Origin of the sequence: Brenneria sp. L4-2C (assembly GCF_040240335.1) — a bacterium.
GTDB lineage: Bacteria > Pseudomonadota > Gammaproteobacteria > Enterobacterales > Enterobacteriaceae > Brenneria.
The window spans coordinates 35162-58124 of sequence record NZ_JBEIAC010000005.1; the positions used below are offsets into that span (position 1 = coordinate 35162).

Annotated in this window: 21 protein-coding genes; 15 read left to right on the forward strand and 6 right to left on the reverse strand. The window is 53.8% G+C overall.

Annotation, left to right across the window (positions count from 1 at the left end; all coding sequences use genetic code 11):
* The first annotated feature begins 126 nt into the window (after positions 1 to 126).
* The 7 genes from prfC (at position 127) to ABRZ26_RS09630 (ending at position 6812) form a co-directional block, all read left to right on the forward strand.
* A complete protein-coding gene (gene prfC, locus ABRZ26_RS09600) occupies positions 127 to 1716 on the forward strand; it encodes a peptide chain release factor 3 (RefSeq protein ID WP_319604045.1) in 1590 nt (529 codons plus the stop codon).
* Positions 1717 to 2187: 471 nt separating this feature from the next.
* Positions 2188 to 2802, forward strand: a complete 615-nt coding sequence (osmY, locus tag ABRZ26_RS09605) for a molecular chaperone OsmY (RefSeq protein ID WP_319604046.1) — start codon at positions 2188 to 2190, stop codon at positions 2800 to 2802.
* Between the two features lie 145 nt (positions 2803 to 2947).
* Entirely contained in the window at positions 2948 to 3109 is a 162-nt protein-coding gene (locus ABRZ26_RS09610) for a DUF1328 domain-containing protein (RefSeq protein ID WP_319604047.1), read from the forward strand.
* A gap of 223 nt (positions 3110 to 3332) precedes the next feature.
* A complete protein-coding gene (locus tag ABRZ26_RS09615) occupies positions 3333 to 3521 on the forward strand; it encodes a CsbD family protein (protein WP_319604048.1) in 189 nt (62 codons plus the stop codon).
* Positions 3522 to 3611: 90 nt separating this feature from the next.
* The gene (locus tag ABRZ26_RS09620) at positions 3612 to 4439 is read left to right on the forward strand and encodes a TatD family hydrolase (protein WP_319604049.1); all 828 of its coding nucleotides are present in this window, start codon (positions 3612 to 3614) and stop codon (positions 4437 to 4439) included.
* A gap of 271 nt (positions 4440 to 4710) precedes the next feature.
* Positions 4711 to 5988 (forward strand): NupC/NupG family nucleoside CNT transporter, encoded by a 1278-nt coding sequence (locus tag ABRZ26_RS09625; RefSeq protein WP_319604050.1) that lies wholly within the window; start codon positions 4711 to 4713, stop codon positions 5986 to 5988.
* Between the two features lie 107 nt (positions 5989 to 6095).
* The gene (locus ABRZ26_RS09630) at positions 6096 to 6812 is read left to right on the forward strand and encodes a 4'-phosphopantetheinyl transferase family protein (RefSeq protein WP_319604051.1); all 717 of its coding nucleotides are present in this window, start codon (positions 6096 to 6098) and stop codon (positions 6810 to 6812) included.
* 176 nt (positions 6813 to 6988) lie between these two features.
* On the opposite strand, the gene ABRZ26_RS09635 is transcribed toward ABRZ26_RS09630, so the two are convergent.
* Positions 6989 to 7687, reverse strand: a complete 699-nt coding sequence (locus ABRZ26_RS09635) for a LexA family transcriptional regulator (protein WP_319604052.1) — start codon at positions 7685 to 7687, stop codon at positions 6989 to 6991.
* A 421-nt stretch (positions 7688 to 8108) separates the two neighbouring features.
* Here ABRZ26_RS09635 and ABRZ26_RS09640 point away from each other — a divergent pair, with 421 nt between their 5' ends.
* From ABRZ26_RS09640 to ABRZ26_RS09650, 3 genes are all read left to right on the forward strand, one after another.
* Positions 8109 to 8807 (forward strand): antitermination protein Q, encoded by a 699-nt coding sequence (locus tag ABRZ26_RS09640; protein ID WP_319604053.1) that lies wholly within the window; start codon positions 8109 to 8111, stop codon positions 8805 to 8807.
* A gap of 255 nt (positions 8808 to 9062) precedes the next feature.
* Complete coding sequence (locus ABRZ26_RS09645) at positions 9063 to 9401, forward strand: phage holin, lambda family (protein WP_319604054.1); 339 nt, start codon at positions 9063 to 9065, stop codon at positions 9399 to 9401.
* A 281-nt stretch (positions 9402 to 9682) separates the two neighbouring features.
* Positions 9683 to 10978, forward strand: a complete 1296-nt coding sequence (locus tag ABRZ26_RS09650; RefSeq protein WP_319604055.1) for a glycoside hydrolase family 68 protein — start codon at positions 9683 to 9685, stop codon at positions 10976 to 10978.
* A gap of 4 nt (positions 10979 to 10982) precedes the next feature.
* On the opposite strand, the gene ABRZ26_RS09655 is transcribed toward ABRZ26_RS09650, so the two are convergent.
* A complete protein-coding gene (locus tag ABRZ26_RS09655) occupies positions 10983 to 11777 on the reverse strand; it encodes a DeoR/GlpR family DNA-binding transcription regulator (protein WP_319604056.1) in 795 nt (264 codons plus the stop codon).
* 136 nt (positions 11778 to 11913) lie between these two features.
* Here ABRZ26_RS09655 and ABRZ26_RS09660 point away from each other — a divergent pair, with 136 nt between their 5' ends.
* Genes ABRZ26_RS09660 through ABRZ26_RS09675 form a run of 4 tightly spaced genes read left to right on the forward strand, consistent with a single transcriptional unit; the run spans position 11914 to position 16677 of the window.
* Complete coding sequence (locus ABRZ26_RS09660) at positions 11914 to 12891, forward strand: ABC transporter substrate-binding protein (protein WP_319604057.1); 978 nt, start codon at positions 11914 to 11916, stop codon at positions 12889 to 12891.
* Between the two features lie 2 nt (positions 12892 to 12893).
* Positions 12894 to 14606, forward strand: a complete 1713-nt coding sequence (locus ABRZ26_RS09665) for an ABC transporter permease (RefSeq protein WP_319604058.1) — start codon at positions 12894 to 12896, stop codon at positions 14604 to 14606.
* On the forward strand, positions 14594 to 15625 hold the full coding sequence (locus ABRZ26_RS09670) for an ABC transporter ATP-binding protein (protein WP_319604059.1): 1032 nt from the start codon (positions 14594 to 14596) through the stop codon (positions 15623 to 15625). Before ABRZ26_RS09665 ends, ABRZ26_RS09670 begins: the two co-directional genes overlap by 13 nt.
* On the forward strand, positions 15622 to 16677 hold the full coding sequence (locus tag ABRZ26_RS09675) for an MBL fold metallo-hydrolase (RefSeq protein ID WP_319604060.1): 1056 nt from the start codon (positions 15622 to 15624) through the stop codon (positions 16675 to 16677). Before ABRZ26_RS09670 ends, ABRZ26_RS09675 begins: the two co-directional genes overlap by 4 nt.
* 135 nt (positions 16678 to 16812) lie before the next feature.
* On the opposite strand, the gene ABRZ26_RS09680 is transcribed toward ABRZ26_RS09675, so the two are convergent.
* From ABRZ26_RS09680 to ABRZ26_RS09695, 4 genes are all read right to left on the reverse strand, one after another.
* Positions 16813 to 17499 (reverse strand): oligogalacturonate-specific porin KdgM family protein, encoded by a 687-nt coding sequence (locus ABRZ26_RS09680; RefSeq protein WP_319604061.1) that lies wholly within the window; start codon positions 17497 to 17499, stop codon positions 16813 to 16815.
* 61 nt (positions 17500 to 17560) lie between these two features.
* Positions 17561 to 18721 (reverse strand): glycoside hydrolase family 88 protein, encoded by a 1161-nt coding sequence (locus tag ABRZ26_RS09685; RefSeq protein WP_319604062.1) that lies wholly within the window; start codon positions 18719 to 18721, stop codon positions 17561 to 17563.
* Positions 18722 to 18732: 11 nt separating this feature from the next.
* Positions 18733 to 19983: an oligosaccharide MFS transporter gene (locus tag ABRZ26_RS09690; RefSeq protein WP_319604063.1), complete on the reverse strand. Its 1251-nt coding sequence runs from the start codon at positions 19981 to 19983 to the stop codon at positions 18733 to 18735.
* A 24-nt stretch (positions 19984 to 20007) separates the two neighbouring features.
* Positions 20008 to 21837 (reverse strand): DUF2264 domain-containing protein, encoded by a 1830-nt coding sequence (locus tag ABRZ26_RS09695; protein ID WP_319604064.1) that lies wholly within the window; start codon positions 21835 to 21837, stop codon positions 20008 to 20010.
* Positions 21838 to 22038: 201 nt separating this feature from the next.
* On the opposite strand from ABRZ26_RS09695, the gene ABRZ26_RS09700 reads away from it, so the two are divergent.
* Positions 22039 to 22890: an AraC family transcriptional regulator gene (locus ABRZ26_RS09700; protein WP_319604065.1), complete on the forward strand. Its 852-nt coding sequence runs from the start codon at positions 22039 to 22041 to the stop codon at positions 22888 to 22890.
* Positions 22891 to 22963: the final 73 nt, after the last annotated feature.

Consider the following 22963-nt stretch of genomic DNA (forward strand, 5'->3'; position numbering starts at 1 on the left):
TGTAATACCGCAGGTTTATTCGTCCCGGCATTACGTTTACTCGCTACTATTTTCGCTTTGCCTGACGCCGTCATCGCCGTGATTTGATGCCGACGCCGGGTGACTAACAGAAGAAACCTGAAAATCATGTCTCCAAGTGAATACGCTCGCGAAGTCGCGAAAAGAAGAACTTTCGCCATTATTTCTCACCCTGATGCGGGTAAAACCACGATTACGGAAAAAGTGTTGCTGTTCGGACAGGCGCTGCAAACCGCCGGTACGGTCAAAGGCCGTGGTTCGAATCAGCACGCCAAATCCGACTGGATGGAGATGGAGAAACAGCGCGGTATCTCCATCACCACGTCCGTGATGCAGTTTCCCTATCATAACTGCCTGGTTAATCTGCTGGATACCCCGGGGCATGAAGACTTTTCCGAAGATACCTATCGTACGCTGACCGCGGTGGACTGTTGTCTGATGGTGATTGATGCGGCGAAAGGGGTTGAGGATCGTACCCGGAAGCTGATGGAAGTGACTCGTCTGCGTGATACGCCTATCCTGACTTTTATGAACAAACTCGACCGTGACATCCGCGATCCGATGGAACTGCTGGATGAAGTGGAAAACGAGTTGAGAATCGCCTGCGCGCCCATTACCTGGCCTATCGGCTGCGGCAAATTATTCAAAGGCGTTTACCACCTGTATAAAGACGAGACTTATCTTTATCAGACCGGTAAAGGCCATACGATCCAGGAAGTGCGCATCGTAAAAGGGTTGGATAACCCGGATCTGGACATCGCTATCGGCGAAGAACTGGCGTCGCAGCTGCGTGAAGAGCTGGAACTGGTGAAAGGCGCATCGCATGAATTTGAATTGGATGCTTTCCTGTCTGGCGGTTTGACGCCGGTCTTCTTTGGTACGGCGCTGGGTAACTTTGGCGTCGACCACATGCTGGATGGCCTGATCGACTGGGCGCCGGCGCCGATGCCGCGGAAAACCGATACCCGTCAGGTTACGGCGGATGAGGAAAAATTCACCGGTTTCGTGTTTAAAATTCAGGCCAATATGGACCCGAAACACCGTGACCGCGTGGCTTTTATGCGCGTGGTGTCCGGCAAGTATGAGAAGGGGATGAAGTTGCGTCAGGTGCGTACCGGCAAAGACGTGGTGATTTCCGACGCGCTGACTTTCATGGCCGGCGACCGTTCTCATGTCGAAGAGGCTTATCCCGGCGATATCATCGGCCTGCATAACCACGGCACCATCCAGATTGGGGATACCTTTACCCAAGGCGAAGAGATGAAGTTCACCGGTATTCCTAACTTTGCGCCGGAACTGTTCCGCCGCATCCGTCTGCGCGATCCGTTGAAGCAGAAGCAATTGCTGAAAGGGCTGGTGCAGCTTTCGGAAGAAGGGGCGGTACAGGTGTTCCGTCCGTTGATTAACAACGACCTGATCGTGGGCGCGGTGGGCGTGTTGCAGTTTGATGTGGTGGTCGCCCGGTTGAAGACCGAATATAACGTGGAAGCCGTCTACGAATCCGTCAACGTCTCTACCGCTCGTTGGGTTGAATGCGATGATGTGAAGAAGTTTGAAGAGTTCAAACGCAAGAACGAACAGCATCTGGCGTTAGACGGCGGCGATAACCTGTCGTATATCGCCCCGACAATGGTTAACCTGAACCTGACGCGGGAACGCTACCCGGAAGTGTCGCTCCATAAAACCCGCGAACATTAATCGCGCGTTCAGCGTATAAAATTCGACCACCCGAAACGATCGTGCAAGTCATGATTATTTCGGGTGTTTTATTTTATTGTTTGTCTATTTATCAGTTTGTTATCCCGTCTTATAGCCCTGCAACGCCAGAAAATTCAGGCGACAGACAAATCTGAATTGCCGCCGGATCCCCTTCTTTTATCGATATTGCCCTGTGATTTGCGACGTCGTGGTCTATAGTTAACAACGTGTTAATTATTTTGGTTTGTTTAACTATTAACGCGATTACGGGTAGTTCTTTGTATTGGTGTTTTCACTGATTCTAAAGATAGTACGCTGTTTTTCATCGTTTATATGATGTTTATGCCGAACGCGTTAAGCGCGACGGTTTCTGGGGCAGAAACCCTGATGGCGCTGCATTCGTAATCACCTGCGTTAATTCGCCCGGCGTCGTTTTGTCCGGGCATATAAAAACAGAAAAGGAAGAAATCGATGACAAAGACCAAACTGACTCAATCTCTGATCGCGGTTGTTCTGGGTTCTATTCTTGCCGGCGGCAATGCGCTGGCTGAAGACACGCTGGGACAAAAAACACAACGCGCCGCAGATACAACGGGTGAGAAAGTCGATAGCTCCGTGAATAAAGCTTCAGGCTACATAAGCGACAGCGCGACCACCGCGAAGGTAAAGAGCGCGCTGCTGGAAGATAAAACCATCAAGAGCGGCGATATTTCGGTTGCCACCACCAACGGCGCCGTCACCCTGAGCGGGTTCGTCGGTAGTCAGGAAATAGCGACGCATGCGGTGCAGATCGCGAGCAACACAGAGGGTGTGAAGTCTGTCAGCGACAAACTTCAGATCAAGGACAATGATACGCAATCCGTCGGTTCCTATGCCGACGATACGGTGACGACCAGTTCGATTAAAGCCAAATTGCTGGCGGATGACATCGTTCCTTCACGGAAGGTAAAAGTAGAGACCCATGAGGGCGTGGTGCAACTGAGCGGAGAAGTCGATAATCAGGCTCAGGTCGCTCGTGCAGAAAGTATCGCCAAAGCCGTTGACGGCGTGAAAAGCGTCAAAAACGATTTAACGGTCAAGTCATAATATCTTAGACAATAGGGCGGGTTGTTTATGCCAATAAACAGCCCGCAATAACCTGTAAAACAAAAGTACCACCACCATGTGGGCCTGCAATCAGGTACGGTATCCGATTGCCTCCACGGTTCTCGTTTTTTGGTAAGGAGCGCATATGTTTCGTTGGGGAATTATCTTTTTAGTGATCGCGTTGATCGCCGCGGCATTGGGGTTCGGCGGTTTGGCGGGTACAGCGGCAGGGGCGGCGAAAATCGTCTTCGTAGTTGGGATCGTTTTATTCCTGGTGAGCTTGTTTGCCGGCCGTAAACGGCCTTAAAATCAAACAAAGGAAAGATGGACAGCCATGCCATTTGGCTGTCATATTTAACAGACACACTGTGTGTCGTCGCGTTTGTGTAACGTCGACGGTATTTACCCCGCATCTTTCAAGTTGCATCGGTGTTGGTTTTCGGACTCGCTTGCTCCCTGCGTTCCAGGGCGCGATTTGGTTGCTGATTGGCTGCACCTTGAAATCTATTGGGTATATCAGGAGGTGTGTGATGAATAGCGATATAGTTGTCGGTAAATGGAAACAATGGAAAGGGAATTTCTGGGCCATGTGGGCCGAATGGTTTGACAGCGATTGCGCCTGGCTGGAAGGGAACAATGGCTATTTGTCCGGCGTGCTGCAAGAGGATTACGGCAAGGAACATGAGAAAGCCTCGTCAGAGAAGACGGTCTTGCACTGAATAAATATTAACGCTGTGCGTTTCTGTTGCCGGTTTGCTGGCAGCAGCGGGTTGGTTTATCCAGTAGATACATAATCACCGGTCAAGGCGATGACCACAGAAAACAGACATTCCCGGGGCGACGTTGCCCGGCATGCATTCATCGATACGCACTGCCATTTCGATTTTCCACCGTTCAGCGAAGATGTCGCGGCAAGTTTACGTTTGGCCGCCACGGCCGGCGTTGAACGCATCGTTATTCCGGCGGTTGAATCCCGCTACTTTGATCGCGTGCTCCAGTTGGCATGCAACCACACTTCTCTTTATGCCGCGCTTGGGCTGCATCCGCTCTACATTTCCCATCATCGTGACACCGACCTGGCCTTGCTGGAAGAACACCTGCGTCAACCTGCGAACAGGCTGGTGGCGGTCGGCGAGATCGGGTTAGATCTTTATATGCAAGATCCGCAGTTGGCGCGGCAATGCGCGCTGCTGGAAGCCCAGCTTCAACTGGCCAGACAGTACGATCGTCCGGTGATTCTGCATTCACGCCGTAGTCATGATCGACTGGCGCAGTTACTGCGCCGTACGCAAGTGCCGCGCACGGGCGTGGTTCACGGTTTTGCCGGCAGCCTGCAACAGGCGCAGACCTTTGTCCGGCTGGGTTATTACCTTGGCGTTGGCGGCACCATTACCTATCCCCGGGCGAATAAGACGCGTCAGGCGATCGCGCGTTTACCTCTCGACCATTTATTGCTGGAAACCGATGCGCCGGATATGCCGGTTTGCGGCCATCAGGGGCAGCCAAATCGTCCTGAACGTATAGCTGCGGTTTTTCATGCCCTATGCCAGCTACGGAGTGAATCCGCCGATGAGATCGCCGACGCGATTTACCACAACAGCCTTCGTCTGTTTGGGTTATCGGCGCCGGGTTGCTGAGGATAACGCGGAAAAATGACGAATATCATGGCAACCAGGTGCATAAAGTGTGATCTAGATCACTATTAAGTATTTTCAGTTGTTTGTTGTTGTATATATTTGTGACATAGGTTAGCTCCTGTTCAGAACCTGCATTTATAATCTCTCCGACTGAATCTCACCGGCTTCTGGTTTCGCCGGATAATGGGTTCCTCAATCTTTATAACGGCTAGTTGTTATAAAAATATTTTTATTCCTAATTGTAATTGTTCGCGCTAAAAGGGAACCTCATATGCAACTCATCATGAGTCTTATCGGCATGGCTGCACTCATCCTGTTTGCCGTCCTGTTTTCCAGCAATCGTAAAGCCATCAAGCTGCGCACGGTACTGGGTGCTTTCCTGCTCCAGATAGGCATTGGCGCATTGGTGTTATATGTTCCTTTAGGCCGTCGCATTTTAGGCGGCATGACGGAAGGGGTGGCTAACGTTATTTCCTATGGCAATCAGGGCGTATCCTTCATTTTCGGCGGTCTGGTTTCTGACAAAATGTTTGAAGTCTTCGGCGGCGGCGGCTTTGTTTTCGCGCTGCGCGTACTGCCGATTATCGTTTTCTTTTCTTCACTGATCGCCGTGCTCTATTACATGGGCGTTATGCAGTGGGTGATTCGTTTGCTTGGCGGCGGGTTACAGAAGCTGCTGGGTACGTCGCGCACCGAGTCGCTGTCCGCGACGGCAAATATTTTCGTCGGGCAGACAGAAGCGCCGCTGGTGGTTCGCCCGTATATCGCCGGTATGACGCAGTCGGAGCTGTTTGCCGTGATGTGCGGCGGTCTGGCTTCTATCGCCGGTTCCGTTATGGCGGGTTATGCGCAGATGGGCGTGCCGCTGGAATATCTGATTGCGGCCTCCTTTATGGCAGCGCCGGGCGGGCTGTTGTTTGCGAAATTGATGGTGCCGGAAACGGAAAATACCCATGACCGGGAGGAAATCAGCGGATTCGTCGATGCGGAAGATAAGCCGGCCAACGTGATTGATGCCGCTGCCAGCGGTGCGGCTTCCGGCATGCAGTTGGCGTTGAATGTGGGCGCGATGCTGCTGGCGTTTATCGCGTTGATAGCGTTGCTTAACGGCATCCTCGGCGGCGTGGGCGGGTGGTTTAACTATCCGCAATTGTCGCTGGAGTTGGTTTTAGGCTGGGTTTTCTCGCCGGTGGCGTTTTTGATCGGCGTTCCCTGGAATGAGGCGACTGTCGCCGGATCTTTTATCGGTCAAAAACTGATCGTCAATGAATTTGTCGCCTATATGAATTTCAGCGAATATCTGAAAGCCGATGACGTGGTGGCGGCGAGCGGTCTCCAGGTTCTGTCCGACCATACCAAAGCGATTATTTCTTTCGCCCTTTGCGGGTTTGCTAACTTGTCATCGATAGCTATCCTTATTGGAGGACTGGGCAGTATGGCGCCGACTCGTCGTCAGGACATCGCCAGGTTCGGTTTGAAAGCGGTAACGGCGGGTACGCTTTCCAACCTGATGAGCGCCTGCATCGCCGGGTTCTTTTTAGCGTTGTGATGGTGCTTGATTTAGCAATAATAATGGGCGGGAGCCGCCCATTATTCATTGAAGGTTGAGGTGCTGGATTACCCTGAAAGTGATTTCGCCTTCAAGAGTAAAGTGACATGCTTGCTGCTTTTATTGATGACGTTGAATGGATTTCGTTCCCACAGGCTAAGGATGGCGCTATGTATCCTGGTTTCGTCGCTCGTGGTCATTTCCATTTGTCTGCTTATTCCGATGACTTGTTCGCTGAAGCGGAGGTGCCGTTTTCAGATGCGCTTGCGCGCTCGGTGCCGAAACGTCGAGCGGAGTTTCTGGCTGGCCGCTGTCTGGCGAAACAGGTACTGAGTAAGCTCGGTTATGCGGATTTCGTCCTTAACTGCGCTGAAGATCGGTCTCCGCTGTGGCCGGAAAATGTTTCCGGCTCCTTAAGTCATAACACCCATAGCATATTGTGCGCCGCGCATATCCGCACTCCCGAGTTTTCCGGCGTTGGGGTGGATATCGAAACATTCATGTCTGCGAAACGCGCCGAGTCGCTGTGGCCGGGCATTGTGGGCGAGGATGAGTACCACTGGCTACACGCCCGGGATGATGAGTTTCGCTGTTTATTGACGTTAAACTTTTCCGCCAAAGAGAGTCTGTTCAAGGCGTTGTATCCGCAGGTTAAGCACTACTTCGATTTTTTGGATGTCGGAATGGTCGCGCTGGATAGCGCCAGCCAGTCTTTTGAACTGGAGCTGCTGACTGATTTATCGCCGGCGTTTTGCGCCGGACGCCGCTTTAAAGGCGCTTACCTGCAAAGAACCGATGACATCACCACTTTTCTTTGCTGCTGAACCCGCAGGGGGATTGATACCCCGAGTTGCTGCGTATTGAGCATCCGTCGTCAGGACTCGCTGATTCGTCATGCCTTATGTCATGCCCGCGCTGGCGGGCTCCTGGCAACGCCAGGTCGGCCTCCGGAGCGAAAATCGCCATTAGCGGAGCGGGTCGCTCTCGGAAAGCGGGACATTTACACCAGCGCGGAAACCCACCACACGCGTCCGATGACGGCCAGTTCGCCGTTGATGATCTGTTCTTTGGTGACAATCTCGTCTTCGTAAAGCGGGTTGTAGGAACGTACGATGATGCTGCCGTCAGGGCGCTTGATCAGCGCCTTAACGCGTTGCAGCTCGCCCATGCGGATGGCGTACATTTTGCCGTCCCGGATTTGCCGGTCTGACAGGTTGACGGCGACCTTATCGCCGTCCGATAACTTGGGCTCCATACTGTCGCCCATGACGGTAACCACGCGGGTATCTTCCACTCGGATACCAAGCCGCCTTAAGGTATGGGTACGAAAGGGAAGCGCGTACACTTCATCTTCATCGATATCATATGCGCCTCCTCCGGCTGATAGCCTGACACCTAACAATGGAACCTCCACAAATTCATCGTCATCATTATCAATGCTTTCCCACTCGGTAACATGCAGGCGGGATGCCTTGAAATTACTGCTTTCCGGTTTCGGGTGACCAATGCCATTGAGCAACCAGTCCAGCGAATAGCCGGTTTTCTCATTAATGGCCTGGGCTGACTCACGACTCAGCGTTCCTCTTTTCAACCAGTTGTTCACGGTTTGAGGTGATGTGCCCACAATTTCTGCTAAATCCTTTTGTTTCAATCCCTCTTCGCGCATCAGGTAGCGCAGGCGTTCGGTTAGCTCTGTCATTTGCACCAACTTAAAAAATAAACATGGTGTGGATTTATTCGTTGTATTGTTGATCTACGTTGACTATAGTCTGCTTTAAGGATGATAAAATCAACAAAAAAATGACTGGATTTTTGACTAGGTGCGTGGCGACGCACATAGGCGGAATGGCCGCGCGACAAGGCCGTTCAGCATGATTCAACCATAAGATTTAAAGGAAAGACTCTATGGAACGTACATCGACACTACGTCCGTTGCGAGTAAGGTCCGGCTACCCGAACCGACGACAAACAGGCCCATGTCCTGATGGGCTAATCAAACGGGGAGGAGATAAGCATTACAGGGATACGACAGGGCTGCGGCGATGCAACCTCAGCCTATCAACACGATTCAGCGCATTTAAGCGATATGGCGTTTCTGCTGGTTATACGGAGGTTCTACGATGAAGATTGAACATGCGCTCAGCCTGTGCGGCCCTAAATCGGCCTCGCTGATGTTTACATGCAGGGATGCCGCGCCTTCGTACGTTTACCGTCAGCCAGGCAGCAACAGACCCGTCAGCCAGGCGAAAAAGGGCAGTGGATCTTCGCGGGGCGCGCGGGACAGCTATAGCGATATTCTGCTGGCGCTGGGAGTTGTTCAATCGCGGGAGGCGCTGGGGCTCAGCCTCATCCTGGCCAAGTACAATAAGGATGCTGATGAAAAAAACAAGGCGATCGAGGGGATCGCCCGTTTTGCTATGAAACAGGCGCCGAAGCTGGTGGGAAAAGCCGCGGGACGGCAGATGGCTCACTGCATCGTTTTGATGGCCAAAATGGCCGTGGAAGAATACAGCAGAACCGCGGACGATCCGCTGAATCGCTGTCGCTGCAAAGGCCGGGGCAAAGTGACGGATCTGGCGGCTTCGCGCGCGGCGGGTAAAACGATTGAGAAAGTGTGTCCCCGTTGCGGCGGTTCCGGCATGAAGCCGGTCAAGTCGGCTAGCGTCTATAAAGTGATTAAAACCGTCGTGCCTGATTTAACGCAGCGCAGCTGGTCACGGAACTGGAAAGTATTTTATGACGCGCTTATTGTCCAGTGTTATCAGGAATCTACGGCAGCAGAAAAACTATTCTCCACGGTGACCTCTCCGCAACAATAAAGTCCGAAAAAATAAAATTAACTTTTTTAAAATTAGGGCTTGCGCTCTTGTCCAAAATTGGTTAAATTAATTCCCATGATGGAGATGAAGCGATTGACTCATCACAAAAAATAAAACGAATTTTAAAGCCTGCTGCCAGCAGGCTTTTTTTATTCTGGCCCCGGATAACACCGGGGCTTTTTTTATGTCTTATTTATGGTTAACTTTTTTATAAGAGAATTCTTATTGGTTTAATCAATTTTTCAAAGGGTAAATATGAATATCAATATCTTCAGTTGGGCCGGAGTTTACGAATTAATACATGCCTGGTGGCGCGGCGATGTTCCTACTGGGGGTGTGATGCTCTCTATTTTTATCGCGATACTTCGCGTTGCCTATACCGGCGGCGGATGGCAGCGCATGCTGCTGGAAGGCGCGCTGTGCGGCGCGTTGACGCTGACGGCGGTTTCATCGCTGGAGTATTTTTCGCTGCCGAAAACGCTGACGCCGGCGTTGGGCGGCATGATCGGTTTCATCGGCGTCGAACATATTCGTCGCGCCATATTGAAGTTTTTGAATGACCGTTTTGATAACGAGAAAAAAAGCAAAAAATAACTCATCAGGTAATGATTTGTTGCATGATGAGCTGTTTTCCTGACTTGATTTTTTTAATTTCTATAAAGGAGGTGCGAGAAGTTATTTATCTGATAAAAACTATTTAAAACGAAGTCGTTTTTTTGTTGAATCACTGAAGTGAATATTTTCCGTTATATCAACGGAAGGGCATTGTTATGCCCGTCATTAGGTAAAAATCATCCATCCCAAAAAAGCAGTGACCAGAGAATTAAATTTAATTCTCTGGGCTGCTTTTATTTTTTTATAAAGAGAGAAACATTATGAATACACTTAAACAAAATAAAAAATCTTCCCTGAAAAGCAATAAACCGCATAAACCTTCTATTTGGTCGCGGGCCGATGCGCTGAAAGTCACGGAAGACGATCCGACCACCACCCAGCCGCTGGTCAGCGGAGATTTCCCGGTCATGAGCGACGAGGTGTTTATCTGGGATACCATGCCGCTGCGCGATCTGGATGGGAATATCGCATCGGTTAACGGCTGGTCGGTTATCTTCACGTTGACCGCCGCTCGTAACCCAACCGATCCTCAGTATCTGGATGAGAACGGTAATTACGATATCACCAGCGACTGGAACGACCGTCACGGCCGGGCAAAGATGTACTTCTGGTACTCGCGTACCGGTAAAGACTGGATCATGGGCGGTCGCGTCATGGCCGAGGGGGTGTCGCCGACGACGCGTGAATGGGCCGGTACGCCGATTCTGTTGAACGACAGCGGTGAAATCGATCTGTATTACACGGCGGTGACGCCGGGCGCGACGATCGTCAAAGTGCGCGGCCGGGTGGTGACTACCGATAATGCAGTGGAAATGGTGGGCTTCCACAAGGTGAAAAGCCTGTTCGAAGCGGATGGGAAAATGTACCAGACCGAAAGCCAAAACCCGTACTGGGGCTTCCGCGACCCTTGCCCGTTCCGCGATCCGAAAAGCGGCAAGCTGTACATGCTGTTTGAAGGCAACGTGGCCGGCGAGCGCGGCTCCCATGTCGTCGGTCCTGAAGAGATCGGGGATGTGCCTCCGGGCTATGAAGAGGTCGGTAATTCCCGTTACCAGACTGGTTGCGTCGGTATCGCGGTATGCCGTGACGAAGATGGCGACGACTGGGAAATGCTGCCGCCGCTGGTTACCGCGGTTGGCGTCAACGACCAGACGGAACGTCCGCACTTTGTTTTCCAGGATGGGAAGTACTACCTGTTCACCATCAGCCACAAATATACCTATGGCGATGGTCTGACCGGGCCTGACGGCGTGTACGGTTTTGTCAGTGACGATCTGTTCGGGCCTTACGTGCCGTTGAATGGTTCTGGTTTGGTGCTGGGCAACCCTTCTTCCCAGCCTTTCCAGACCTACTCGCACTACGTCATGCCCAACGGTCTGGTGACGTCCTTCATCGACTCCGTACCAACGGGGGAGGATGATGACGATGACTCCTACCGCATCGGCGGCACCGAAGCGCCGACGGTACAGATCAAACTGAAAGGTTTTCAGACCTTCGTGGTCGACGAGTTTGACTATGGTTATATTCCGCCAATGATTGACGTTGAGTTGAAATAACCTGCTACTGACCGGGCCGCTTCGGCGGCCCTTTTTCCTCACTCTCTTTGCAAAGCCAGCGGGTTGACGCCCGCAGCAACGCGTCACGCTGCCGTTTTGACGGCGGCCTGTCGCTGACGACATAGTGAAAATCGGCAATGCTGCCGTTTTGGCAGAGCGCCGTTCGGCCGAATTTCGTGCTGTCCACGGCCAGCACCCTTACCGCCGCGCCGGCCAGCAACGCACTGCGCGCTTTCACTTCGTCATCATTGAAATCGTAGAGTTCGCCCGCTTCTCCTATTCCCCCGACCGACACCACGCCTATCTCTACCCGATAGCGGCTGAAAAACGCCAGCGCATCGCCCCCGATGATATCCAAATCCCGTTTACGCACCTGCCCGCCGGCCACGATCAAATCACAATCCGGTAAGTGGCTGAGCCGTTGCGCCGCATGCAGGTTATTGGTGAACACCGTCAGCCTGATGTCAGCAGGCAAGGCGCGCGCCGCCATCTCAATCGTCGTTCCCGTTCCCAGAAAGCAGTGTTGATATGCGCCAAGCAGCGCGGCAACCTGTTCGCCAATCCAGCGTTTGCCGCTGATGTTGACGATTTCCCGCTGCCGATAGCCAATATTCTCGCGCGCGAAAGGCGCCACCAGACCGTGCCGACGCAGCAGCAGGCCTTGCTCGGTCAGTTCCCGCACATCGCTGCGCACGGTTTGTAGCGATATGCCGAAATGCTCGGCCAGTTGCTCGATACTGCATTCTCCCTGTTCTGTCGCCATCATGACGATGGCGCGCCGGCGTGATCCCGGTGTCATCTTTTCTCTCCTTGTCTTGCAGCCTTCCGGGATAATACATCGAAAGTATTAATGTATTACTACGAAATAAGCTGGTCATATTTTTGTCAGATTTCCCTGTTTTAATCATCACAACGAAACCAGGGGATACGCCGATATGTATAAGAAAATCACGCTTGCCGCGCTGCTTCTGACGATGTTCAGCACGTCAGCCCTCGCGAAAACCACGCTGGTGCTCTACACCAGCCAGCCCAATGAAGATGCCCGGATGACCGTCGACGCGTTTGAGCAGGCGCATCCGGATATCAAAGTGAATTGGATCCGCGATGGAACCACCAAACTGACCGCGCGTTTGCAGGCTGAGCTGGCCGCAGGCGGCGCGACGCCGGACGTGCTATTGATTGCCGACAGCGTGACGATGGAGTCGCTCAGGCAGCAGAATCTGCTGTCGCCGTACAAATCGCCCGAAGCCGTTCGTTACGATCCCGCGCTCTATGATGCGCAAGGCTATTACTATGGCACCAAGCTGATCACCACCGGGATCGCCTATCATCGCCAGGCGCCGGTGAAGCCCGCTTCGTGGCAGGATCTGCTCAAGCCGGCGCTGAAAAACATGACCACCATGCCCAGCCCGCTGTATTCCGGCGCGGCGCTGATTCATCTGGCGACGCTGACCGACAATCCGCAGCTTGGCTGGGCGTATTACCAGCAGTTGAAAGAAAATGGCGCCATGCCTCAGGGCGGCAACGGCGCGGTGCTGAGCGCGATTGCATCCGGCGGCAAAGCCTACGGCGTACTGGTGGATTTCATGGCGATCCGCGAGAAAGCCAAAGGCGCGCCGATTGAGTTTCTGTTTCCGCAAGAGGGCGTCAGTATCGTGACCGAACCGGTGGCGATGATGAAAGCGGCGAAAAACCCCGCTGCCGCCAAAGCCTTTATCGATTTCGTGCTGTCGGAGCAGGGGCAAAGGCTGGTGCTGAAGCAGGGGTATCTGCCAGCTCGCGCCGATCTGCCGGTGCCGGAAGGTTTTCCTCCGCGCGACCAGATCAAGTTAATGGCCTTCGACGCCGGTAAAGCGTTGGCCGGGGCCGAGCAGAACAAACAGCGCTTTAGCCAACTTTTCGGCAGCCGTTGACCATGAGCAGCCTGACCGAACGTTATCCCGCCGGCGGCAATCCTCCCAGAGGGTTGCTCTGGCTGTTGCTGGGTCTGGTTACGCTGTTCAGTCTGCTGCCGAGCCTGCGCTTGTTAATCTCGGCGCTGTTTGACTGGCATCAGGGCGCCGACAGCAGCCTGTGGCGGGTGTTATCCAGTCAGTCGACCTGGGGGGCGCTGTACAACAGTTTATATACCAGCGGAATGGGAACCTTGCTCTCCGTGCTGTTGGGCGGTCTTTTCGCTTTCTGCCTGGCGCTGACCGATATCCGCGCCAAACAGATAGGGATATTTTTGTTTATGCTGCCGATGATGATCCCGCCTCAGGTCACGGCGCTAAGCTGGCTGCAACTTTTTGGCCCCAGCAGCATCCTGTTGAACAGTCTGGGGATAGCGCCGGCCTTTGGCAGCCCGAACCCGCTTTATTCCGCGCAGGGCATCGCTCTGCTGCTGGGCATCCAGCATGCGCCGCTGGTCTTTCTGGCGTTGCGCGGTCAACTGCTTTGTTTGCCCAAGGAGCAAATTGAAGCCGCGCGCCTGAACGGGGCTTCGCTGTGGCGGGTGTTTTGCGATATCGTCCTGCCGCTGTGCCGCACCTCGCTGTGGGCGGGCGGCGCCATCGCCTTTGTGTCGGCGCTGGGCAACTTCGGTATTCCCGCGATGCTGGGGATCCCCATTTCCTACTTTGTGCTGCCGACGCAGATTTACCAGACGATGGCCGGCTTCGGCCCCGGCATGTTGAATCAGGTGGCGGCGCTGTCGGTATTGATGGGCGTACTGGCGGTGGGCATCGTTATGTTGCAAGGGCGTTTGCAGCGGCGTCATGCGCTGCCGCTTATCGGCATGGCCGGCCGCGCGCTGGCGTTCCGGCTCGGCGCGTGGCGCTGGCCGACGGAGCTGATCCTGGGGATCGTACTGTTTATGATCCTGGCCGCGCCCCTGCTGGCGCTGATCGCCACCTCGCTGGTGCCGACGCTGGGCGTGCCGCTGAATGGCAAAACGCTGACGTTTGCCGCCTACGGCGCCATGCTGGAAGGGCAGAGCGCCACCTGGCGGGCGCTGACCAACAGCATGCTGTTGTCGGTCAGCGCCGCTGTCGTCCTGATGATCCTGAGTCTGCCTCTCGCCTACCTGCTGGTACGCTATCCCAGCCGCCCGCTGCGCTGGCTGCACAATGCGATTGATATTCCCTATACCTTGCCCGGCGTGGTGCTGGCGATAGCGTTCATTCTGCTGTTTGCGCGGCCGATTCCCATCGTGAATATCGCGCTGTACGGCACGCTGACGATCATTTTTCTGGCGTATCTGGCGCGTTTCCTCACGGTCTGCCTCAAGCCCGTTCATAGCGGCATGTTGCAAATGGATCCGGCGATGGAAGAGGCGGCCAGTCTGGCGGGCGCCGGCTTTTCGCAACGGCTGCGCCATATCGTTCTGCCGCTATTGGCGCCGGCCGCCTTCGCCGGCGCGCTGCTGGTGTTTCTGACGGCGGTGAATGAACTCACCGTCTCGGCCCTGTTGTGGAGCGCGGGCAGCGAGACGCTGGGCGTCGTCATTTTCAATCTGGATGAAAGCGGCAATAAGGTGCTGGCCGCCGCCGTTTCAGTGCTGGTCGTGGCGCTGGTCGCGCTGGTTATGCTGTTGCTGAGCGGTTTGGGCCGCTATCTTCCCAAAGGAGTCATCCCATGGCAGAGCTGAAACTGGATCGGATAGGCAAACAGTTCGGCGCACAGATCGTCGTGCGCGATCTGAGCCTGACCATTCCCGCCGGCGCGTTTACCGCGTTGCTGGGTCCCAGCGGTTGCGGAAAAACCACCACGCTGCGCATGTTGGCCGGATTGGAGCAACTGACCCAGGGACGGCTGTCGTTAGGCGATAAGCTGCTGGCGGATCGCCACCATCATCTGCCGCCGGAGGCGCGCAACATGGGGATGGTGTTCCAATCCTATGCCCTGTGGCCGCATATGACGGTGGCGGAAAATGTCGGTTATCCGTTAAAGCTGAAGAAAGTTAACGGCGCCGCCCGGCAAAAGCGCGTTATGGCGGCGCTGGAAGAGGTTGAACTGGCGGCTTACGCCGATCGTTCGCCGCAGGCGCTGAGCGGCGGGCAGCGTCAGCGCGTCGCGCTGGCGCGCTGTCTGGTGTCGGAACCGCAGGTGATGCTGCTGGATGAACCTCTGGCCAATCTGGATCGGCATCTGCGCGCCACGATGGAACAGACTTTCCGTGATTTTCACCGCCGCACCGGCGCGACGTTTATCTACGTGACCCACGATCAGGCCGAAGCGATGGCGTTGGCCAGCCACATCGCGGTAATGCATCAGGGCGCGCTGATGCAGTGGGGCTCTCCCCAACAGATCTATCAATATCCGCAGAACGCCTGGATCGCGCGCTTTATCGGCAAAGGCAGCATATTGACCCTGCCCGTGGCCGAAAATGCCGCCCGTCTGGACGGCGAGCAACTGCATCACGGACTGGCGCGGACGTCCGCCGCACATGGCCGTCAGCCGATCCTGATCCGTCCTGAACATGTGGAAGTCGCGGCCGGCGGCATCGCCGCGCTGGTGGAGAGCTGTATTTTTCAGGGAGAACGCTATCTGTTGCAACTGCGGCTGGCCGATGGTCAGCCGCTGACCGCGTATCATCACTCCCCGCTGAGCGAGCGGCAGTCAGTGGCGGTACGCCTGCATCAGGGCTGGCGGCTGGAGGCGGCATGAGCGTCGGTATCGAGATTATCAGCGGTCTGCACGGCAAAGCGCCCGCGGCCATACTGGTGACGACGCCGTCGCGGCGCATTCTGCTCGATGCGGGCGGCGCGCTGGAAGCGAATGCCGAACCCTGGCCGATCCCGGACGATCTGGACGCGATCTTGCTGAGTCACGATCATGAGGATCACATCGGCGGCCTGCTGCGTTTGCCGCCCCAAACGCCGGTGTACTGTACCGCGACCACGGCCCGGGCGTTGCCCGCCGGCCTGAATGTACGGCCGATCCCGGTTCGCGGGCAATTCCAGCTTGGTTCGTTGACTGTCACCACCGGTAGCTGCGGTCATGCCTACGGCGGCGTTTGGTTTCATCTGGATCTGGCCGGCGGCCTGTTTTACAGCGGCGACGTCAGCCTGGAATCCGCGTTATTCCGTTTCGATCAACCGCCGGCGGCGCAACTGGCGCTGGTGGATGCCTCCTACGCGCTGTATGACGTGACGCAGCATCGGCAGCGGGAAGCGATCTTGTCGCAGTTGGTGCAGCCGACGCTGTGTCCGGTGCCGCCTTCCGGCCGGGCGGTGGAAATGGCATTGCTGCTGGCGCGCCGCAATGCGGCCGGCGTGGCGCTGGATGAACCTTGCCTGGCGATGTTGGTACAGATGGCGCAACATGACGATGGCAGCCTGCAACCCGGCGTACAGGCGGAACTGAAACGACTGGCCCGGACGCTGCCTCCCTTTTCAGCAGACTGCCCGGTATTGCTGACGGCGAATCCGGATGGACAGAGCGGCACCGCCGGCGCACTGCGGGCGCAGCCCGGTTTTAGCCACCGGGTTCTGTTCACCGGCCACCTCAATCAGCCATCCCGCCGGCAGTGGCGGGCCGGCGAGGTCGATTTTTGTCGTTGGAACGTCCATCCCACCCGGCATTGTCTGCGCAAGCTGGTCGCGATGCTGGCATGCCGCGCTCTGGCGCCGCTGTTTACGCCGATTGGCGCAACGGCGGCGTGGCGGCGCGCGCTGGGCTGCGAAATCATCGATCGCCCGGTCATCAGGATGAAATGATAAAGCCGATCGGCAAGCCCGTTGTTTTAATGTCGCACCGCGCAACGGATCACGCGGTGTGGACATCCTCGATATCTTCGCCGAAAAACGTTGATGTCGGCTGCCCGCAGCGATGTCCGCCGGGCGTTTTGTCGATCAGAAGTAATAACGTACGCCCAGCCGGATGCGATATTGCTCCGCATTATTGGCGATATCGCGATCCAGCCAGGACAGTTGCACAAAGGGTCGCCAGTTCGATGTCAGCTTCCACGTCGCTTTATGGTTGAGCTCCCAACTATGATCTTTGCCATTCTTGCGCCTGTAGTTATCGGTATTCAGGTAAAGGTTCGGTTCAAATTCATAGCTGAGGGTATCGTTGATTTTATAATTAACCACCATAACAAGCTGATGGTTGTCGTTGTAATTCATCTCGCTGTCGAGATCGCGCGTTTTATAATTCATATGGTTATAGCGATATTTAAAGGCCATCGATAAATCTGACGTGGCGCTATATCCCAGTTGAATATAGGGCGATATGGCGGAGCCCGAACTGGTGGAATTAACAATGCCGCCGGGACTTAACGTCAGCTTGTCGGTAATCTTCCACAGCGGATACCACCCTTCAATTTCATCAAAGCTGTGCTTAAATTGATTCAGCTTGGCGGTGTTATACACGGTTTGAAATAATAACCCGGCCCCGTTGTTAAAATTATAGCCCGCACCCAGTTTAAACTGATGTTCTTCGGATGCGCTATTCCACGCTTCCCTGACTTCGAGAAAACCGCCGGCATGGCCAACTGCGGGCAACGCCAGCGCCAGAAATACAATTTGTCTATTCATCATTTATCCTTATCAGGACGTAGGGGATCCTCAGCAGAGCTGATTAATTAATCACAGGCTATGTTTACCAGTATTTTGCTAATGGCGCGGATAAGCGCGATAACGCTTCAAAAAAGAAATAATCGCCCCAGATGTAATATTCATCAACGCCGCGGGATTTATTCATATTATAAACCGCATGCAATAAATAACCGTTATTCACGTCGGCGTGTTGATAATAGCTTGTGCAGAGCTCATCCATAATCAGCAATGCCTGCCGTTCAAAATATTCGCGTTGCGGATGTAATACCGACAAATGTTTTATCAGCTCCAGCAACCCGCATACGGCAATGGCGGCGGCGGAACTGTCCTTCGCCGTGTCGGCGGTAGTGAGATGCAAATCCCAGTTGCATATTTTATCCGCCGGCAAATAGGCCAGAAAATAACGGGCGGTTTCAATGGCGGTGACGAGGAAACGACGATCGCCGGTATAGCCATAGCTGAGGGCAAAACCATAAATCGCCCACGCCTGACCGCGCGCCCAGCAGGAGTCATCCGCAAAGCCTTGGTGGGTGGAGCCTTTGCGCGGCGCGCCGCTGTTTACATCCATATAGAAGGTATGGAAAGTTGAAAAGTCCTCGCGCACCAGATAGTCGCAGGCACGGCTGGCGTGGTTCCAGGCCAACTGCGCGTAATGCCGATCGCCGGTTTGTTCCGATGCCCAGTAGAGCAGCGGCAGGTTCATCATGCAGTCGATGATCATGCGCCCTTGCTGGCTGGGATCCTGCAAATCCCCCCATGCCTGAATAATTTTCGCCCTGGGATGGTAGCGCGCGGCCAGCAGGTTCGCCGCCTGTAAGGCATAGCGCCGCGCCGCTTCGTCCCCGGTGCCGCGCCAGGTATTTACGCAGGAGAGCGAGTAGAGAAAACCAAGATCGTGGGTTTCAATATCGTGGCGCTGCGCCAAACGTTCGCCAAAACTTGGGATTTGCTGCTGTAACTGCTGCAAAAAGACCTCATCATCGCTCATCTGCCAGGCCAGCCAGCATATGCCGCTCCAGAAGCCCGTGGTCCAGTCGGTATTCGCCGTCAGCGGATATTTGCCGTTAATGCTACAAGCGGCGGGAAATTTTCCGGCGAATTGGCTTAGTTGCCGTTTTAATTGCTCCGTCGCGCGTTGCCGTATTCCTGCGAGTAAGGTTGTGGCGCACGGTAAATCCGTTTCTTTGCTGCTCATAAGGCTCATGAAATACTCCATCAGGATAAAGTGGTATTGGTTGGTGCGGCGGTAAGATTGATCTTTTCATCGTTATCGGTCAGCACGAATATGGAAATCAGCGCAAAGAGGATCACCACGCCGCCCATAATGAAATAGGTATTGCCGAAGCCAATATGGTCGTACATATATCCAACCGGCGCGGAAACAAAGATGGTGCCGATATACATCGTGCATTGATAACCAATCAGATACATGGTGGCATTCACTTTCTTGTCGAAGTGGTTGGCGATGTATTTAAATACCGCAATAAGCAGCAGCGCGTTTTCCAGGCCGTACAGCGGTTTAATAAAGGCGATCATTAACGGCCCGGTGGCAAAACCCGATACCACAAGACGCGCGCCAATCACCAGACCGGCGAAAATTAAAGCCCGGCGCGCACCCATTTTATTCACCACCCAGGGCATGGTGAGCATGGAAATAAATTCGACAATCGCCTGTACCGTGCTCAGATAGCCGTACCATGAATTGCCTGCGGAATTACCGTGGAAGAAAGAGACGAAATAGCGCGGGAATTGCTGCTCGGCGATATGCATAATCCATACAATGCCGGCGACATAGAAACAGAAGCGCCAGAAATTGCCTTGTTTCAGCAGACGCTTAACATCCGGCAGGCTGATCTTTTTCTCCGGCACCACTGCGTTTTCGTGGTTGTCGGCGGCGGGAATTTTAATGCTGATCAACAAGCCGAGCATAATGAGCGAAGTAATACTGCTGATAGTGAAGTTGATGGTCGGGGAAATATTAAAAAGCACCCCGGCAAAGGATGCCGTCACCGCCGCGCCGCAGGAGCCCCACATTCTGATGCGGCCAAACTCAAAGCCTTTCAGTCGTCCGAACCGGTCGCAATAAGATTCCGAGGCGGCGATGCCGGCGTACCAGGCCAGGCTTAAATAGAGCGCTCCGGCCAATACCCCGGCGTAGAACGATTCGCTAAGCAGCGGGTGATAGACATAGACGAAAAACGGCATCAGCAGCGACGACATGATCGCCACAAAATAGAGCAGATGCTTTTTCATCCCCAGCTTGTCGGTAATAAAGCCGTAAATCGGTTTCATCACTACGGCAAAGGCGCCGTTTACGGCGAATACCGCGCCAATTTCCGCACTGGTTAATTTGGCCTCCAGTCCCAGCCAGATGGAGTAAAGGCTGAAACTCATGGTCCAGACAACAAAATATAAGAACATAAACGCGCTGATTTTTATGTAATCATAACGATTAACGGTGGTCATAGTACGCTCCCAAAAGGCGTGTGGTTATAGAGGGATTTCCATTAACTGGTCATCCTGTTTTATTTCTATGCTGTGCGACGTGAGTGAGATCGCGGGCAAAACGAGCGTCGAGAGAGTATGTCCGGCATCCGCCACACAGCAGAGAAGATGGCGGCCTGGCGCTAAAGTCTGCTTCAGCGTCGGCACGCTACTGCTGTAGGGAAAGCGGATATTACTGGCGGGCGGACTGATAATTTGGCTACAGGCGCGGTTCAGCGCCGGGGAGATATCGACGATCCGCGAGTAGAGGCCAGTCTCCGGGCTTCGCACCGTGCCGTTTTGCGTGTCGAACGCATCGGGCGAAAACGCAGCCAGCGGCAGCGGAAATCCCCCTTCCGCGCTCTCTAGCGGGCGGGCGTTTTGTACCAGATGGATACGCAAATGGCCGCAGGCCAACGGGATTAGCCAGGTGTCGATGGCGACATCGTGCCAGGGCGACCAGCGGGTATAGATGCCTCTGTCGCTAATGTCGCTGCGCTCATTCGTTCGGCGGCCGCGGTAATGCCCATCCTGTTCGGCGAGTAAAAGCATGGAGTCGCAGGCGCTGAGTTCGAGGCCGAAGCGGCTGCGTTCAAGGTTAAAGCCGAGCAGCGAGGAGTAGGCGAACTTGGCGTATTTGCTCTCGCTATTGGCATAGTTTTTCCCCGGCGTCTGCCCGACATTGAGCATGTAGTGGTGGCCGCTATTTTCATCATCGATAATCAACTGACCGGCGCGCGCAATCACATGTCGATGATTGCGCGGCGGCAACGGCAGTTCCGCGCTTTGCCAGAAGGGGTGATCTTCTTTCAACGCAAGGATGAGGAAAGTTTTAAACGCCCAGTAAGGTGAGCCGGGCGCGTTATACTCCTCGGCCATAATTTCATTGGCGTAACCGTAGCCGACGGTGAGAATACCGCGTGTATCGGTGATATCCTGCGCCAGCCAGTGGCGCAGGTGGCGGAAAATAAGGCCTTTCATCACCCCGAGCGGGAACACGTCAAGCCCGGCGAACACTGCCGCGCTCCAGAATGCGGCCTGGGCAAAGCGATAGGTCATGCTGCGGCCATAGGCAATGGCCGCGCCGTCTTCACTAAAAAAGTGGATGAAGTCATGCGCGAACAGGGCGGCGCGCTCGCGCAAAATCCGGCAGCGCTGCGGGTCGATATCGCGCATCAACTGTGCGTAGATCAGTCCGTAAAAATGCAGCGCCATGCCATTATAATAATCTCGCGGGCGTTTAAGCCCGTCGCTATACCAGCCATCTCCAAGATAGAAGCTGTCCAGCCGGGCAAAATGCCGCGCTACGACCTCGGGTGACCACGATTCGCCGCTCAGGCAAAGCCCCATTTCCACCATAATCGGAAAAAATGACCAGTTATTTTGCGGGATCTGCGCCTTGCGCAGCGTTCGCAGCCAGTGAAACAACTGCTGTTGCTCTTGCGCGTCAAGCTGTTGGCGAAACGTTGATTCGCTCAGCGCCAGGCCCACGCCGAACACGGCCATCTCTACGCTTCGCTGATCGAAATCTCCCGTTTCTCCCCAATAACAGGGATGCGCCGGGTTGGCGCCGGCGGCGATAAGGCGAAATAGGGCGCGGATATCAAGGTCTCCGGATTCACCGGACGCGAGTAAGGGAAATACACCCCACAGCAGGCGGCTAAAAGTTTCGAATGCCGCCGTTTTTTCTCCGTAAAGAGGAATACGATTACCTGTTAAAATGCCGGCGACGTTATCGCTTCGTTGCCGCCAGACGGCATTAAACAACGAGGTAAAACAGTCGCGTAGTGCGGTTCGGCTATTGAATTTTTCATTATTTTTGGTTGAGAGATGCATATTTACCCTCTTGATTTCTTCAAGTGAAACAATGTTTCAACTGATGATTTATTTCGTCAGAAAATAAGCATTGCGGGGATAAAAGATCGTTAAGAGGATCACAAAAGGAAACGAATAGAGCCTGAGAAAGAGGCTTTGTGCTTTATTCACAGATTATTTTTAACTATGCTGAAGTGAAATGTCACTATCTTGACCTTTAACATGATGACCGACGAAGCATTGCTGGATCGTATCTCTCTTGATGACTTTTCCGTGGAGTTCAAAAGGACTCGTGGTAAAAGCGTCAATTATTATCACTGGCACCAGTGCCTGGAACTGTTGTTTATTGAGAGCGGCGTAGGCATTGTGGTGGTGGATAATCAAAAGTTTACCGCCAGACCTGGGCGGATGTTTATTTTTCCGCAGGGAAAAATTCACAAGGTTATGGTGGAAAATACGTCGTCCAATTGTTATCAGCGCACCATCATTCATGTGGATGTGGCGATAATGTCCGGTTATCTGCGTACTTTTACTCAGCGTTATAAACTTTTTTCTGAAATATCCGCTGCCGATGCTCATGTCTCTATTTATGATCTGTCGCAATCGCAGGAAAAAATAGAAAATATCTTTGATTTATTTTGGTGTGGTTACCTTTCCTCCTCCGGGAAAAGTGAATTAATGGCATTATTATTGTTGAATATACTCGACTTTCTTTCGGCCGGTGTTCATGTGCGCGCGGGAAAGAGCGGTTTGCTGTCTTCAAAAATTATGCAGCAAATAGAAGAAGGCTATTTATACAAACTTAGTTTGCAAGACATGGCTAAAAAGCTAGGAGTTTCCGCTAGCTATGCGTCTCGTACCTTTCGCAAGGAGACTGGCGGAACCATCCAGGAGTACATTCTTATCCGTCGTATTAAACACGCCAGTGAATTACTTGAGTACACTTCTCTGTCGGTGGCGGAAGTGGCGGCACAGTCGGGTTTTAATTACACCACTTACTTTATTAAGTGTTTTAATGAAATAGTGGGGTGCGCGCCATTAAAATACAAACAGCGTTTGCTACCTAAGGTCTGATAACGATAGAACGGCGAATGTCGTTTGTCTGTTGAGATTGAAAAATAACTTAATGTTTATTATTTTTTCGCCA

Excerpts from the sequence above, each read along its gene's own strand:
- ABRZ26_RS09700 (WP_319604065.1), top strand. The coding sequence starts at position 22,039 with ATGATGACCGACGAAGCATTGCTGGATCGTATCTCTCTTGATGACTTT.
- ABRZ26_RS09665 (WP_319604058.1), top strand. The coding sequence starts at position 12,894 with ATGAGCAGCCTGACCGAACGTTATCCCGCCGGCGGCAATCCTCCCAGA.
- ABRZ26_RS09620 (WP_319604049.1), top strand. The coding sequence starts at position 3,612 with ATGACCACAGAAAACAGACATTCCCGGGGCGACGTTGCCCGGCATGCA.
- ABRZ26_RS09690 (WP_319604063.1), bottom strand. The coding sequence starts at position 19,983 with ATGACCACCGTTAATCGTTATGATTACATAAAAATCAGCGCGTTTATG.
- ABRZ26_RS09610 (WP_319604047.1), top strand. The coding sequence starts at position 2,948 with ATGTTTCGTTGGGGAATTATCTTTTTAGTGATCGCGTTGATCGCCGCG.
- ABRZ26_RS09675 (WP_319604060.1), top strand. The coding sequence starts at position 15,622 with ATGAGCGTCGGTATCGAGATTATCAGCGGTCTGCACGGCAAAGCGCCC.
- ABRZ26_RS09685 (WP_319604062.1), bottom strand. The coding sequence starts at position 18,721 with ATGAGCCTTATGAGCAGCAAAGAAACGGATTTACCGTGCGCCACAACC.
- ABRZ26_RS09660 (WP_319604057.1), top strand. The coding sequence starts at position 11,914 with ATGTATAAGAAAATCACGCTTGCCGCGCTGCTTCTGACGATGTTCAGC.
- ABRZ26_RS09640 (WP_319604053.1), top strand. The coding sequence starts at position 8,109 with ATGAAGATTGAACATGCGCTCAGCCTGTGCGGCCCTAAATCGGCCTCG.
- prfC (WP_319604045.1), top strand. The coding sequence starts at position 127 with ATGTCTCCAAGTGAATACGCTCGCGAAGTCGCGAAAAGAAGAACTTTC.
- ABRZ26_RS09625 (WP_319604050.1), top strand. The coding sequence starts at position 4,711 with ATGCAACTCATCATGAGTCTTATCGGCATGGCTGCACTCATCCTGTTT.
- ABRZ26_RS09645 (WP_319604054.1), top strand. The coding sequence starts at position 9,063 with ATGAATATCAATATCTTCAGTTGGGCCGGAGTTTACGAATTAATACAT.
- ABRZ26_RS09670 (WP_319604059.1), top strand. The coding sequence starts at position 14,594 with ATGGCAGAGCTGAAACTGGATCGGATAGGCAAACAGTTCGGCGCACAG.
- osmY (WP_319604046.1), top strand. The coding sequence starts at position 2,188 with ATGACAAAGACCAAACTGACTCAATCTCTGATCGCGGTTGTTCTGGGT.
- ABRZ26_RS09635 (WP_319604052.1), bottom strand. The coding sequence starts at position 7,687 with ATGACAGAGCTAACCGAACGCCTGCGCTACCTGATGCGCGAAGAGGGA.
- ABRZ26_RS09650 (WP_319604055.1), top strand. The coding sequence starts at position 9,683 with ATGAATACACTTAAACAAAATAAAAAATCTTCCCTGAAAAGCAATAAA.
- ABRZ26_RS09680 (WP_319604061.1), bottom strand. The coding sequence starts at position 17,499 with ATGATGAATAGACAAATTGTATTTCTGGCGCTGGCGTTGCCCGCAGTT.
- ABRZ26_RS09615 (WP_319604048.1), top strand. The coding sequence starts at position 3,333 with ATGAATAGCGATATAGTTGTCGGTAAATGGAAACAATGGAAAGGGAAT.
- ABRZ26_RS09630 (WP_319604051.1), top strand. The coding sequence starts at position 6,096 with ATGCTTGCTGCTTTTATTGATGACGTTGAATGGATTTCGTTCCCACAG.
- ABRZ26_RS09695 (WP_319604064.1), bottom strand. The coding sequence starts at position 21,837 with ATGCATCTCTCAACCAAAAATAATGAAAAATTCAATAGCCGAACCGCA.
- ABRZ26_RS09655 (WP_319604056.1), bottom strand. The coding sequence starts at position 11,777 with ATGACACCGGGATCACGCCGGCGCGCCATCGTCATGATGGCGACAGAA.